Genomic DNA, 14,464 nt, shown 5'->3' on the forward strand with positions numbered 1-14,464 from the left:
AAAATGAACGGCATCCGTTCGATCACCGTGTTCGTGCGTGCGGCGACCCTCGGTAGCCTCCGGGGCGCGGCAATCGATCAGGGCATCTCACCGCAAGCGGCGAGTCACGCGGTGATGCAACTGGAAAAGACACTCGGCGTGCGACTCTTTCACCGCACCACACGCAGGCTGAGCCTGACGGAAGAAGGTCAGCAACTGCTGGAGAGCGTGCAACCGGCGTTGACGATGCTCTCTTGCGCACTCGACGACGTCAGACGCTCGAAGGAGGAAGTGAGTGGCGCGCTGCGCGTGAGTGCGCCACGCGCATTCGGCTTACCGGTCCTGTGGCGGTACTTCGAGGCGTTTCAGCAGCGCTATCCGAACGTCCAGCTGGATGTGCAGTTCGACGATCATTTCACGGATCTCGTGACGGACCGGGCCGAAGTGGGATTTCGCGGCGGACCACGGCCGTCGGGCGGCTCGATCGCTCGTCGGCTCGCACCGATCCAACTGATCGTGTGCGCGTCGCCGGAATACATTGCGCGCCATGGTGCGCCTCGGAGTATCGATGAACTGGTGCAGCATCGCTGCACCGGATACCGGCGCGCCAACACGGGCAAACTCGCCCAATGGCAGTTCCGAGTCGGGGACGAGATCGTCTATCGCGATGTGCCCGCCGCCATCTGCGTGAACGACACGGAAATGGAGACGCAAGCGGTCCTGTCGGGGCTGGGCATCGGGCAACTGGGCAGTTTCAATGCCGCCACGCATATCCGAAGCGGTCGGCTCATTGCGCTGCTGACGGAACACGTCACGGAATACGGCATGATTTACATCTACTACCGGCACCGGACCGAGCAGCCGCTGCGGGTAAAGACGTTCATCGACTTCATGGTCGAGCACATGGCCGGAAATCGCGATTTTTTCCTCGATCCGGACGAGCTTGGCGCAGCGCCCTCCCTCGCGTCCCCCTCACGCGCCGGCTAACGCACCCGCTAACGCACCCGCCAGGACGCGTCGCCGTTTCCCGCGTCGAGTTGAGCATTGTGTCACTGCTACTTCACGCGCCCTCCCGATAATCCGCGCAGATTCCACGGAGGGAAGTTCAATGAAAGCGGCAAGGCAAGCGAAGTGGGTACGGCAAGCGGTGCTGGCGGCCGGTTGTGTGCTGGGGGCTGTCAACGTTGCACAGGCGGCAACGGACATCATGTTCTGGCATGCGATGGACGGCTCGCTCGGTGAGCGTCTGAACGCCATCGCGAGCGATTTCAACGCGTCGCAAAGCGAATTCCGGGTCGTGCCCGTCTACAAAGGCGATTACGACCAGACGCTCGCCGCAGGGATCGCGGCCTATCGGGGCGGCGACGCCCCGGCCATCCTGCAAGTGTACGAAGTCGGCACCGCGACGATGATCGGCGCGAAGAAGGCGATCGTGCCGGTGTGGAAGGTTTTTCAGGACGCCGGTGTCCCGCTCGACAGCAATGCCTTCATCCCGGCCATCGCCAGCTATTACAGCGAGGCGAAGACGGGACGCCTGATGTCGATGCCGTTCAACAGTTCGACGCCGATCCTGTATTACAACAAGGACGCTTTCAGGAAAGCCGGCCTCGACCCGAACCACGCCCCGCAAACGTGGGAGGAAGTCGCGCTGGACGCGGCCAAGCTCAAGGCCAGCGGCATGGCCTGCGGCTTCGCATCGAGCTGGCAGAGCTGGGTGCAGCTGGAGAACTACAGCGCGTGGCATGCCGCGCCGTTCGCCTCCAAGAACAATGGTTTCGACGGCGCGGACGCAGTGCTGGAATTCAATCGCCCGTTACAGGTGCATCACATCGAGTTCCTCGCCAACATGGCCAAACAAGGCACGCTGAGCTACGCCGGGCGCAAGGACGAGGCCAACTCGAAGTTCTATAGCGGCGATTGCGGCATCGTGACGAATTCGTCGGGCGCGCTGGCGAACATCCGCAAGTCGGCGAAGTTCGAATTCGGCACGGGCGTCATGCCGTACGATCCGTCGGTGAAGGGCGCGCCGCAGAATGCCATTATCGGCGGCGCCAGCCTTTGGGTGCTGGCGGGCAAGAATGCCGAGGTTTACAAGGGCACGGCAAAATTCCTGTCCTACCTCACGACCCCGGCCGTCGCTGCGAAATGGCATGAAGACACCGGCTATCTGCCGGTGACGAAGGCGGCGTACGATCTGGCGCGCGATGAGGGCTTCTACGCGAAGAACCCCGGCGCGCAGACGGCCATCAAGCAGATCCTCAACAAGCCGCCGCTGCCGTATACGCGTGGCCTGCGGCTGGGCAACATGCCGCAGATCCGCACGGTGATCGACGAGGAACTCGAGCATGTCTGGACCGGGGCGAAGACGCCGCAACAAGCGCTCGATTCGGCCGTCGCGCGCGGTAACGAGTTACTGCGTCGCTTCGAGCGGCAGCAGAACTGATCGGGCGGTGTGTATCGAGGAGGCAACGGCAGAGGCCGTTGCCTCCTCTGTTTGGCTCGATCGTGTGCAATCCGCCAGCGTATGAACGTATCGGCGTATCAGCGCATCAGCGCGCCGGGACCGGGGCGATCGACGCATGCGTCGTCTGCGTGCGTTGCGCCGCCTTGTGCACCATCGTGTACGCGTAGTCGACGCCCATGCCGTAAGCGCCCGAATGCTCCTTCACGAGCTTCATAACGGCGTCGTAGGTGTCGCGATGGGCCCAGTCGCGCTGCCATTCCAGCAGCACCTGCTGCCAAGTGACCGGCACCGCGCCGGCCTGCACCATGCGCTGCATGGCGTAGTCGTGCGCTTCCTTGCTGGTGCCGCCGGAGGCGTCGGCCACCATATAGATTTCGTAACCGCCTTCGAGCATGGCGCACAAGGCGAACGTGGTGTTGCAAACTTCGGTCCAGAGCCCGGCGACCACGACTTTGTTGCGGCCGTTGGCTTTCAGGGCGTCGCGCACCTTCTGGTCGTCCCAAGAGTTCATCGACGTGCGCTCGAGGGTCTTCGTATTGGGGAACACGTCGAGCACTTCGGGGTAGGTATAGCCGGAGAACGACTCGCTCTCGACCGTGGTGATCGTCGTCGGGATATCGAAAATCTTCGCGGCCTTGGCCAGGCCCACCACGTTGTTCTTCAGGGCCTGACGATCCATCGACTGCACACCGAACGCCATCTGCGGCTGATGATCGATGATGATCAGTTGGCTGTTCCGAGGGGTCAAAACTTCGAGTTTGGGATTAGACATGGTCGGGGTCCTTTAGCTGAATTGCACTGTGCAACCCGACGAAAGACTAGTCGAGCGCGGACCTTCCGGACCATCAGATGATGGTATTAGTCGGTAAAACGACGCAAGCGACCCTCGCCATCCGCAGGACGGTCATCCCGCGGCCGCCTGTTCGCCAACGGGCATCGGGCAACGTTCGCCGCCGGGTACCATGTTCCGGTCTTGCGCGACAACGACGCAATTCCGACCTCGCGCCTTCGCGGCATAGAGGGCCGCGTCGGCGCTCGCCATGACGGTCGCCAGCGTGTCGCCCTCGCCGAACGCACCGACACCGGCGCTCAGCGTGGGAACGACCTCCCGGTCGGGCACGCAGGACCCGGAATTGGCGACGACCTCACGCAGGCGGTCGACGAGGCGCGCGGCCTCCTCCTTCGTTGCCCCCGGCAGCAGCACGGCAAACTCTTCGCCGCCGATACGGCCGACCACGTCATCGGGTCGCACCGACCGGGAGATGAGCGATGCGACGCGCGCCAGCGCGAAATCGCCTGCGGCATGCCCGTACCGGTCGTTGACGCTTTTGAAATCATCGATGTCGAGAATCGCGATGGACAGCGGCAATTGTGTCGCGGTGCGCGCGGCCAGCGCCTCGGCGCGGGCGATGAACGCCCGGCGCGCCAGCACGCCCGTCAGATCGTCAAATGTCGCCAGACGCTCCATGCGGTCCGACAGCCGGTCATGCGCGAGCAGCACCATGCCGACGGACAGACACGGGAGTGTAAGCGTTGCCATGCCGAGAAATAGCACGTTGAGCGGTGTCGGCTGGAGGAACACCGTTTCGTGCACGAGTCCCACCGCATAAGCGAGCGCGCGTACGGCGTGCACGGCCGCCCCTAACGTCGCCGCCACGGCGACGAAGTAATAGGCGTATTTGGGACGCCCGGGCGGGCGGAACTTCAATACCATCCAGCCAATGTTCAGGCGGACATACGCAATGAAGCCGGAAATCATGACGCTGCGGGCATTGACATGCGGCGACACGAACGTCCAGTAGACCAGCAGGACCAGAATGGCGAGGATCGCGACGTACTCCCACGCATAGCTCGCCCGTGTATCGAGGAACTGGCGAAAACCCTGCACGCCGAGCAGCGAAGCGATCATCAACAGGCTGCTGGAGGTCGCCACGACGATATCCGACGCGCCCGTGAGCAGTAGCGCGGACGTGACTGCCAGCAGACCGCTTGCCACGCACCACAACCGTACCCCGGGGACTTGCGCCCGAAACAGCGAGCCGAGAACGGCCACGCTCATCACGCAGGAGAGAATCGCAATGCTGATGAAAACGGCCGGGATAGACATGAAGGTGTCGCGAGGTGTTTTATTTTAGCCGCCAGCATAGCCGAATTCTGAAACGTCGCCATCCGGATCGGGCGATGGGGTGATGGTAGCGAAGTGGTGCAATGACGCAATGACATGCCGCGCCGGATTCGCGCTCGCGCGTCATGCACGATGCGATTCCGGCGCGATGCGCCTGCTATGCCCGATATGCGCGATATACGCGATGTGGTGCGATGCATCGGCAATATACGCGTGGCGTGGGCACTCAGGGTTGATCGTCGCGCGCCTTGAGTTGGTATTGATACCAGGCGATCAGCGCCACGATGAACAGCACGAGAAATATCGGAATCATGTAGCCGCGCGCCAGCCATCGCAGGAACGGATCGCAGAACAGTAACGCCAGTCCGAGCAGAATCCACAGTGCGGCCACCACCAATGCCGGGGCGTGATAGTAGCGCGCCATCCACTCGCGCCAGCGGCACGACACGTAATAGGCCACCGCGCACCCGATCAGCAACAGCAGGACGATCTTCGTCGCCAGCCGGAACGCATACAGGTTTTCGCAGACGGTCTTGCAAACGGCGGACGACTGCGCCCCGGCAGGAATCTGGTAATGGTCCGCCAGGCACTCGCTGATGCTGCGCGTCAACGTGCATGCCTGCACGCCTTCGGTCGGTTTGGGGATGAGGGAATCGGCGGCAGGTAATGCCGGATCGGCGTTGGCCGCTTGCTTCGACGCATCGCGCAACGGCATCGGCCAGAATCCGATACCGCCGAAGTTGTCCTGCGCGTAGACGATATCGTCCTGAAGCTGCTGCCAGTTGTCGTTATCGAACGTGATGACGGGAATGATCTGACGCAACACGGTTTTGCGATTCTCGCCGTGCAAGCCCCCTTCGACGGCTTCGCGCAACGCCTTCTTCGAGTCGGTCGTGGGCTCGTCGAGCAGCACGAGGAAGTTCGGGCGGCGGTTCCTGTCACGGTCCACACGGGCGAGCAGATCGGTCGAGACGTTCTTGTCGGTGTCCGAGACCAGTTGCAGGAGGTTCGCGTAAGTGTAGATGCCGTGCCCCACGCGGTCGTGGCGCATGAGGATGTCGATGCGATCTCCCGCCCTCGCCTTGCGCAATTGCGTGCGCAGCTGGTCGACGAACTGATTGAACACGACCACCGACACGGGGTCTTCCGGATAGCCGTCGAAGAACAGGACGACACCGCTCCCGTTGGTCGGCGCGAAGCGCGCCCCGAACGGCAGATGGTTCGAGACGGTCGCCGTCCAGTTGCGCAGGCCGGTCGAGAGCAACTTCACGATATCCTCTCCGAGCCGGTCGAGTACGGCCACTTTACGGTCCCTGTCGAGACGTGTCCAACTGCGCCAGTCGTTGCGCTGAATCACCCATTGGACGTCGCTCTGATGCCGTTGCGCCACGGAGACGAAGTCCCCGGGCAGCGACGCCGACGTTTGCGACAGCTCTACGAAGTTGCTGCCGTAGTTGGCTTGCACCAGCGCACCGGTGTCGTCGAACGTCGCGCCGTAATAGCCGATGCGCGTGAGCGTGCTGAAATCCACGGTCTGTTTCGCCCCGGCCATCCAGAACGGGAAGAAGCCGTACACGGTGCCTTGCAGATGGTCGAGCAGGCAGCCGCAACCGTCACCGCTCCAACTGACCTGTTTCGTCGGATCGAACACCGGCCGCTTACGTGCCGTGGCCACGAGCGACGGCCGGAAGCGGTCGTACAGCGCCTGCATCAACTGCGGCAGCGACAAGGTGTCGACGGTTGAGCATGCGCCTTTGCGCCATAACGCTTCCAGTTGTGAAAAAAGCGCCGGATCCCGCAGCACCGCCGACAACTGCTGCATCTGCTCTGCCGAGACCTTGCGGGCATCGGCCACGCTGCCGGGAATGCCCGTGGGACACGCGCCCACACCCTCGCGCAGACGCGCCATGACCGCCCGGTCGAACAGCCACAACTGCGGATATTGCAGCCCTTGCAATCCTTTGAGCATGTCCAGAACGACCGGCGGCACCGACTCGTTGCGGCGACTCGACGCCAACTCCGCCAGCGCCTGCGCCGTCAGCACATAGGTGGTTTGCGACTGTGCCGCGCGCAGGATTTCCGGGACGTACGGATCGACCGGCGTCTTGATCTCCGAAGTGGCGTCGAGGATCGCTTCGTTGAAGTCCGCCTGACTGGCATACTCCTCGGTCAGCCCGGAGACCGCATCGATGATGTCCGTCGGCACCCGATTATCGTTACGGAGCTGCTGGAGCGACGCGTCCGTGAGTTGATACGTCGTGGTGATCGCCACCGCCCGGGCTTCGGGCAGATAGGCTTCGGCCCGCTTGCCCAGATCCTTGAGCGCGTCGAGCACGGCAGCGTCGAACAGCGGTTGATTGAGATAGACCTTGTCCTGCAAGGCCGAAAGGTGGTCGATGACTTTGGACTTCGACGCCAACAGGCCGAAATCGGCTGCATCGAGCGTGTAGTTGTAGATCGTCAGCAACGCCCGGTCCGGATCGGGGCCCGCGTTGCGGTTGCCGTCGGTATCGAGGTGGTAGAGCCAAAGCATGGCGGCGATCTCGTCGTCCGTGCCCGCGAGTCGAATCTGGTAATACCTGGCCCGCTCTTTCGGCTCGAAACCGTCGATCCAGCGGCCGAGGTCTGCGCCGACCAGATCGGCCTTCCATTGCGGATGGGCGCGCACGATCGATGCGAACTTCAGCAGCGCCTGTACCGACGCATTGGTCAGATTGCCCACGGGCTGCATTTTGAAATCCAGCCAGAAGCGATTGAGCCACGACAAGGTGATCGGGCCGACGAGGTTGTCCGACAGCGGTCGCGTGCTCTCCCGATACGCCTGAAGGTAGGCGGGATCCTCCGAGTAAATGACGAGAAGCGCCTGCTGGATGGCGCGTCGCGTGGCCGGCGCCAGATGCCTCACCACGTCGGCGGAAATCAGGACGGTGGCCGGGCCGGACGTCGGCTCCGGCGTCACCTGGACGGTATTCACGATGCGCCACGCCTGCTCGGGCGTCATCGGCTTGCCGTCGCTGCCGACGGGCGGCGCCATGCGCGAGGCCTTCACCGAAGGCATCTCGGCCGGCGCGGCCACCGATTGGGTCGGCGCTCCCCTGGGGGGTGCGCTGAACGTGCCGTCAATCTTGCCATTAGGCGTCCCGGGTTGTGCGGAGGCGGACGCCGGCGGCGGCGCTGCCACCGATGCCGCCGATGACGAAGGCGACGACGCTGCGGCGGATGCGGGCGTCGCAGCGACCGGCACCGACGCCGCCGGTGGCGCCTTCGTCGGTGAGATGGCGGACGTATTTGTCGATGCCGTCGCGGGTGTCGATGCCGTCTGCGGTATCGGCGGCGCTACCACGGCGCCCGCCGTCGACGGCGCGGTGGCGAGGGCGGCGGCCGACACCATCAGGCTCGCGAGCCTCGCACTCAGCAACGACAGTCGTCTGCTGGTGCGCCTGCCGGAGCATCTCGTGAAGGGGACGTGGCTCATATCAGATCGTGCGTCCTTCTTTGATGTGTTCCCGACGAATGGCGCGCTGCAAGTCGGCCTGCGTGACGGTGTCCCGCCCCTCGCGATCGGCCCACATCACGGCATGTCGTGCGACGTTGAGCAGCGCGCCGCCGGACAGCACATGTGCGCTCGCGAGTGCGGGCAGATCGACGTCTGCGGCCAGCCCCCGACGCTCGGGGAATAGATTGCGCCAGAGTTGCAGCCGCTGAACGTCGTCGGGCATGGGGAAATGAATCGCGCTCTGGAAGCGCCGCGCAAAGGCTTCGTCGATATTGCCTTTCAGGTTGCTGGCGAGCAGCACCACACCGGGGTAGTCTTCGATGCGCTGAAGCAAATAGGCGACTTCCTGATTCGCATGACGGTCGTTGGCGCTGCCGCCTTCGGTGCGTTTGCCGAACAGGGCGTCCGCTTCGTCGAAGAACAGGATCCAGCGCTTGTTCTGCGCCTGATCGAACACGTTCGCCATGTTTTTCTCGGTCTCGCCGATGTACTTCGAGACGATCTTCGACAGGTCGATGCGATAGACGTCGACGCCCGCCGCCTTGCCGAGAAGCGTGGCAGTCAGCGTCTTGCCCGTGCCCGGCGGGCCGTAGAACAGCGCACGGAAACCCGGCTTCACCATCCGGTCGAGTTGCCAGCGGCGCATGACCGCTTCCCCACCGTCGAGCCATTGCCGAATCTGGTCGATTTCGTCGATGACATCCGGCGTCAGTACGAGATCGCGCCAGTCGTGCCGTGTCGTAATGCGCTTGGCGGGAAAACCGGCGCTGTAGTCGGGCTTGTGCTCGCGCCCGGAGGTGCTGCGCTCGAGAAAATCGCGCTCGATGTGCAGCGCGGCAGCCAGCGCGGGCTCACCGTCGGCACGGCGTTCCAGCCGGAGAATGCCCGCCCGGGCGAAAACGTGGTCCGTGTCGAACAGGTCGAGCACTTCGAACCGGCGCGAGAGGTCGTCGCCCGCGAGCAGGAACGCAGCCGTCTCGCCCGTGGGCAGCAGCCCGTTATGATGCTGGGCGCGCCAGCCGCCGAACTCGGTGAACTGGCGTTCGGTGTTCTTGTTTTGTGTGAACAACAGATCCAGTGCCTGCGGACGGATATGCGGCAGCATGGCGAGCATGAGCACCATGCGCGCGTCGAAATCGTCCGCCAGACCGTATTCGGTCAGCGCCCGTGCGAAGGGCGACGGGTCATGGGTCAGGTCCGGGGGCTTGTGTGCATGGATGTCGTGCTGCACGCCTTCATGCATGAAGTAAGCGTGCAGCCGGGTTTCCAGCACGGCGCCGAACCATGCGATTTCGCGAGCGAGGCTGTCGGCGTTCGCTGCCAGCGCGTTCTCGGCGGTCTGTGCGGACGTCATGCCCAATCCACCCATAGCGTTTGTGCCATCCAAGGCAAGTGAATCGTGGAGACGCTCCAGGACATCTGCTTCATCAAGATATCGATCGTCAATTTGCGCACGTTCAGACGCCAGCCCTCGTCGGCGGGCGACAATCGTCCCCCGCGTTGCAGGAAGGCTTCGCGCAGCCCGTCGTGCGAGGTGTTCTTGAGCGACGGCCAGTGGCCGATGATGCCGTCGATCATCTGTGCGCAGATCGTGGCTTCCTTGTCGCTGATGTCCAGATGACGCGCCACCGGCGCGGCAAGCGGAACGCCGCATAGCAACTTGTGCATCGTCAACGCATGCTCCGGCGCTTCGGTTCGTGCCGTGCCCGCGTAGTACAACAGAAGTACGGCGCGCTCGGCGGCGGCCTCGCTCACGAATCGCCCTTCACTGGTGAGATCGAGAAGTTCCCACAGTCTCGGGAGGAACGGCCATGTGATCACGATACCGGCATGGTCGACCTCGGCAGGCATGGGGGCAGCGTCCTTCGGGGGCGAAGCGGATGAATGCATATCGATGCCTGTTTGCTGTTGAAGGCGAGAAATCAGCGCCGCCGGGACGGCAACATTCGCGCGGCGCGCCAACCGTTCGACCAGCGAGCCGGCGAACGACGGCATGTCGAACCGCCGTTGCGGGACGAAGAGCCAGGGAAAAAGGGACAACCAGCGTGTGCGGTGCAACGTGGCTTGCTCCACGGTCTCGACGGACGTTGCGAACATGTCGGCGATGTCCGTCGCAAGGCGCAGCATGTGTGCGACTTGTGGCGTGTCTCGGGGCGACAGACGCGCGATGCCCGGCCACAGCGGCGGTGGGATCAAGTCCAGCCAGCGTTCGGCCAGCGCTTCGTCGTCGGCGGCCTGCGCGATGATCGGGCGCAGCCCATGCGCGCCCGAATAGACGGACTGCCGCAACCAGATATCGAGCCCGGGGGGTGGCGCATGCCCCTGACGAAACGCCGGGGAAGTGAGGTAATCGATAAAGTCGTCTGGCATGTCGGTGAGACGGCTCGGGGCGCCGACCGCATCTTGGACCGCCTTTTCGAACGAGGCGTCGACGTCCGCGACAGGGAAGGTCTCGGGGGGGATTTCAGGGGCGATTTCAGGGGCGATTTCAGGGGCGATTTCAGGGGCGATTTCGGAGGCGATTTCGGAGGCGATTTCGGAGGCGATTTCGGAGGCGATTTCGGAGGCGATTTCGGAGGCGATGGCGTGCGAGGCGTCGGAAGACGTCACGACCGTCGCCGCGATCTCTTCGCCCGTTGCGGAGGGGGGGCGTGTTCCAGACGCTTCGAACGGATGGGCAGACGCTTGAAACGCTTCGGCAAGCGGCGAGCCCGAGTTGGCTTCGGGCACGACCGCTTCGGCATCCGGCGCGGCGTGCGCGGCGTGCGGGGCGTGCGGGGCGTGAATTGCCGCCTCGCTCAACGAATCAAGCGCCAGCACCGCATGGCTGGCGAGTGCTGCGGCGACACTCGCGAAATAACGGGCGACGGCGTGGCGATCGGACGCCGCAACGTCGGGCGCATGCGCGACGACCGAGCGGTACAGGGTTGCGCGATGGACCTCCGGTATCACGTCGCTGACGGCGATCATCGTGTTCACGACCGCTTGCCAGCCTGCGGCGTCGAGGCTGTCGGCGCCGTCCGTCAGCGCCGATTTCGACATCGCCAGCTCGCGTTGCAATGCGGTGCGGTGTTCGTCCGATAAGCGCGATGCCTGCACGACCAGATCGTCGCCCTCGGGTAGGAGCGTGTGACGGAGCCCGATCATACGTTGCAACGCCTGTGACGACGGCGTAGCCGGCAATCCGGCATCTGCCGGCCCGCCCGCGCCGCGAGATGTACGGCCAACGCGCCGGGTCGCGGCGAGATCGTCTGCGGGCGAGTGCGCATGCGTCGTGGCGGGACGTTCGCGATCCGGTCCGTCGCCCCTCCTGTCCGGGGGGACCTGCCGCGAAAACCACCGGTCGAGCAGCCGGTGCTGCCACGGCGAAGTCGCTGCACGATGCCCCTGCGTTTCGATGTCGGCAAGGGAGGCGCTTAGCCGGGCGTCTCGCAAACGCAGGAACACGATATGCCACACGGTTCGCTTCCATCGTGCGACATCCGTCGACGATGCGCGAACCGAGGCGGGCCGATGTTCGTGTCGCGCGCCGGAGAGCGCCGGGTCGTCGTCTGCCGCATTGACTTGCGTGATCCTGGCATCGCCCTGCCCCGTCGTTGGCGGCATTGGGGCCGCGGGGGACGTCGGGTCCAGGCCGTGCCCGTGAGCGTCGTCCCGGAGCTTCACCGCGATCGGTGCTGTCGGTACTGTGGATGCCATCGTTGCGGTATGCGTGCCGTCGTCGTCGAACGATTCCAACGCCAGCGCCGCGAAACTATGCCAGCGTGACGCCGCCGACGGATCGAGCAACGTGGCCAGATCCGCGAGCATGTCCTCGGGGAAGCCATACACAACGCGCATCAATACGGTGTCGTACGCCACATAGTGTCGCCACACAGCGGGTAACGTATCCCCGGTCAACCAGCTTCGCCAGTCGTCGAGCAGCGCCTGTGGCGATCCGCTCAGCAACGCGCGAACGAGACGCTCATGTTTCGGTAGCGAAGGTCCTGATGAGGTCTCAAACGCACCCTCAAACGCACCCTCAAGAGACCCCTCAAGAGACCCCTCAAGAGACGCCTCGAATGACGCCTCAAGCGACGCGCGGAATGACGCCTGATCCGTGCTGTCGGCGACCGGCGCCGGTGTCGCGGTCGGGGAACCTGCCCTTGTGTGTTTCCCGTCGGACGCGTCGTGCTTCCTTTCGTGATCCCGAATCATCGACGCATCGGTGCGTTGATGCGTGGCCACGGACGCGGCATGTTGTCTCTCGGACCATGCCCGCTGAGCGGTTTCCGAGCGGTTTACATCAACAGACGCCGCCAGCGACGCTGCGTCGCGTGCCCATGCGTGTCGCCATCGCCACGATGCGGCCGGGGCGTCGAGTGCGGCCAGATCCGTGACGGTGGCGAGGTCGCTGTTCGCTCGTGCATCGGCGTCTGGGAAAGTGTCAGCGGAGGCGGTTACGGCTGCGTTCGACGCTTCACGGCGCGCTTTGCCGTCCGTTGCTACGTCAGGTGACGTAATCGTGCCCGATTCCGTATCCGGGTTCGCGCCAGTCACGGGATCCATCGCCTGTCGCCCATCAGCGGGAGGCGTCAGCGTTTTGGGCAACAACAGCGCCAGCATGTCCTCGAGCATCGACACGGGAAACGTCGAGGCGACTTGCTCGCGCAGATCCGCAACGCGGAGGTAATGGCGCAAGGCCGCGCGCAACAGATCGGGTTCGCTCGCCATCCATTGCGGCCAGGCGTTGTAGAGCGGTTCGGCGTGCCCGCGCGTGAGCGCCACTGCCAGACGCCGTTTGACCCGCGCCTGCGTTCGGTCATTCGACGCCGTCCGCTGCGCCCCTGCCACGTCCGTCTCCCCGGCTGCTCCGGCCACCTCGGCTGCTCCGGCTACTTCCGCCCCATCCGCAGCACCGGCCATGGCCGTCATGTCGGTCATGCCCGGCGCGTCCGCCTCCTCGTTCAATCGGTCGTCCGATACGTCCGATACGTCCGATACGTCCGATACGTCCGATACGTCCGATACGTCCGCAACCTCCGATACGTCTGATATCGCCGTCAACTGCCGCTGCGAAGCGGGATCGCCGTGTTCGGCGGCCCGGTTTGCCGTGTTTGGCCCGCGATGGCCGCTCTGATGGCGCGGTTGGCTGACCCGGTGCAACGCGTCGATCATCTGAGACGGGTAGTCGCCCGCCCGCCCCGACGCTGCCGCACGCAACACAGACCGCAGGCGATCCGACGCCTCGTCGTGCTCTCGGGACGAAGTGCCCACGCTGGTCGAGGCGAGCACCGCTTGCCACACGCCGTGCCACGGCATGGCCAGCGCGCCGGCCTCAGGAGGCCGTAGCCCTGCCGCGACCAGACGCGCTCTCGACACGCGGAGCGCCTGAACCCGGTAAGCGGTGGCCCAACGTGCCTGGGTCAGCAGGACATCCAGCGCGCCGAGTTCCCGGAGCCAAACGGGGGCCGCTTGCGGATGCAGCGCCCGCAGGAGCGCCTCGACGCTGTAGACTGAAAATTGTTTCGTCAGACGTTCAATCACGACTTCGGGCGACGCCGTCGCTCGAATCTGGTGTCGAAGTCGGTCGACATCGCCTGCCAGCACACGTGCCAGCAAGCGCTCGATCGGGTCGGCGTGGTCCGTCAACGTGGTGGCGGCTGTAGCGGCGGTAACTGTGGTGGTGGCTGTAGCGGCCGGCGTGGTTGCACCGGCTTTAGGCGTTGCAGCGCTTGCCTCGGACGCCGCCGTCGGATGATGCGAATGCCCGGGGTCTTCCGAGTTTGCCAATGCCGCTGGTCCGGCGGGTGCGATGCCGGCGAAGGCCGGGGCGGTGCGCGCCGCTCGCTCACGTCCGTCCCCATAGCGGCGTTGGGCTTCGCGTGCGTCGTCGCGCGTCAGCCGGCCATGCGTCAGGAACGCCATCAGATCGGCGATATCGGCGTCCGTTGGCGTCGCGAATCGGCGGACCTTGGCCGCATCGGCCGTGTTTGCCGACCGCTCCCCTGCATGCCGCGCGCGATCATGCCCATGGCGCCCGTCGCCCTCGTCTTGCCACGCGACTTGCCTCACGTCCTGCACGAGGGCCCCGGCGCTCGTAACGCCCTCCCCGCCCGGCCCCGGTTCCCGTTCATGTTGCCCCCGGCCATGCAACAGCACCTGCGTCAACTCATGCGCGAGCCGCTCCGCCAGCGCCTCCGGCAAGTCGTCGATGGCGACATCGCCGAGATCGACGTCGAGCCGGTCGATGCGATAAACGTCGGTGTCCGGGGTGACGTCGTCCAACACCGACGCCATGACGGGCAGCAGACGTTCCACCACCAGCGCGCGCAGCGGTTCGCCCTGAGACATGCGCATCTCGCCCGCCGTGAAGGTCAGGTCGAAATCGAGTTTCCGGATCCGATGTCGCGCCTGCACG

At 64.6% G+C, this 14,464-nt stretch carries 7 protein-coding genes; 2 read left to right on the forward strand and 5 right to left on the reverse strand.

The genetic code is table 11. The annotated features are described in order from the left end of the window. Nucleotides 1-3: 3 nt before the first annotated feature. Complete coding sequence (locus PAN31108_RS00315) at nt 4-966, forward strand: LysR family transcriptional regulator (protein ID WP_150666926.1); 963 nt, start codon at nt 4-6, stop codon at nt 964-966. Nucleotides 967-1,087: 121 nt separating this feature from the next. Next, complete coding sequence (gene ugpB, locus PAN31108_RS00320; protein WP_150666927.1) at nt 1,088-2,422, forward strand: sn-glycerol-3-phosphate ABC transporter substrate-binding protein UgpB; 1,335 nt, start codon at nt 1,088-1,090, stop codon at nt 2,420-2,422. Between the two features lie 106 nt (nt 2,423-2,528). Here ugpB and PAN31108_RS00325 read toward each other — a convergent pair whose 3' ends face one another. From PAN31108_RS00325 to PAN31108_RS00345, 5 genes are all read right to left on the reverse strand, one after another. After that, nucleotides 2,529-3,215, reverse strand: coding sequence for a hydrolase (locus tag PAN31108_RS00325; RefSeq protein ID WP_150666928.1), 687 nt, complete (start codon nt 3,213-3,215; stop codon nt 2,529-2,531). Nucleotides 3,216-3,347: 132 nt separating this feature from the next. Beyond that, the gene (locus PAN31108_RS00330; RefSeq protein ID WP_150666929.1) at nt 3,348-4,550 is read right to left on the reverse strand and encodes a GGDEF domain-containing protein; all 1,203 of its coding nucleotides are present in this window, start codon (nt 4,548-4,550) and stop codon (nt 3,348-3,350) included. Nucleotides 4,551-4,794: 244 nt separating this feature from the next. Further along, the gene (locus PAN31108_RS00335; protein ID WP_150666930.1) at nt 4,795-8,043 is read right to left on the reverse strand and encodes a hypothetical protein; all 3,249 of its coding nucleotides are present in this window, start codon (nt 8,041-8,043) and stop codon (nt 4,795-4,797) included. Nucleotide 8,044: 1 nt separating this feature from the next. Beyond that, nucleotides 8,045-9,418 carry an ATP-binding protein gene (locus PAN31108_RS00340; RefSeq protein WP_150666931.1) on the reverse strand — a complete coding sequence of 458 codons (1,374 nt, stop codon included), beginning with the start codon at nt 9,416-9,418 and terminating at the stop codon, nt 8,045-8,047. After that, the gene (locus PAN31108_RS00345; protein WP_281350015.1) at nt 9,415-14,463 is read right to left on the reverse strand and encodes a contractile injection system tape measure protein; all 5,049 of its coding nucleotides are present in this window, start codon (nt 14,461-14,463) and stop codon (nt 9,415-9,417) included. The genes PAN31108_RS00340 and PAN31108_RS00345 overlap by 4 nt, the downstream gene beginning before the upstream one ends. Nucleotide 14,464: the final 1 nt, after the last annotated feature.

Origin of the sequence: Pandoraea anhela (assembly GCF_902459655.1) — a bacterium.
GTDB lineage: Bacteria > Pseudomonadota > Gammaproteobacteria > Burkholderiales > Burkholderiaceae > Pandoraea > Pandoraea anhela.